Source organism: Chryseobacterium sp. SIMBA_029 (assembly GCF_046535275.1).
Lineage (GTDB): Bacteria > Bacteroidota > Bacteroidia > Flavobacteriales > Weeksellaceae > Chryseobacterium.
Genome location: NZ_JAWRXA010000050.1, coordinates 1 through 418, shown reverse-complemented (window position 1 = coordinate 418; position 418 = coordinate 1). Strand labels below are relative to the sequence as shown.

1 pseudogene is annotated in these 418 nt (G+C 58.6%); it reads left to right on the top strand.

Features of this window, described 5'->3' with window-relative positions:
- Positions 1 to 160: 160 nt before the first annotated feature.
- Positions 161 to 418, top strand: a pseudogene (locus tag SB679_RS23150) (HU family DNA-binding protein); the annotation flags it as partial.

Sequence of the window (418 nt, the reverse complement as noted above, 5' to 3'; positions counted from 1 at the left end):
CCAGCTAGCCGTGTCGGTTCTGCCGAGCTGGCAGGCAGGGCTTGCGCGGCTTGTTGTCTTCAGGGTACGGTACGCGGGTTGTATTACGGTAGCCGCCGTCCATGTAGCGGTTTTTGGGAACGTATCAGGCAGTCTGATACACCGACAGAGGAAGAATTTCTTGAACAAACACGAACTGATTGATGCAGTGGCGTCGACCACGGGTTCGAGCAAGGCCGTCACGGGAGAAGCCATTGACGCGGTGATTGACGCGATCACGAAGGCTGTGGTGAAAGGCGATGGTGTCCAGCTTGTCGGCTTTGGTTCGTTCAGCCAGCGCAAGCGCGCTGCTCGTACCGGCCGCAATCCTTCGACTGGCGAGACGATCAGCATCGCCGCCGCAAGACTGTCAAATTCGCCGCTGGCAAGGCGTTCAAGG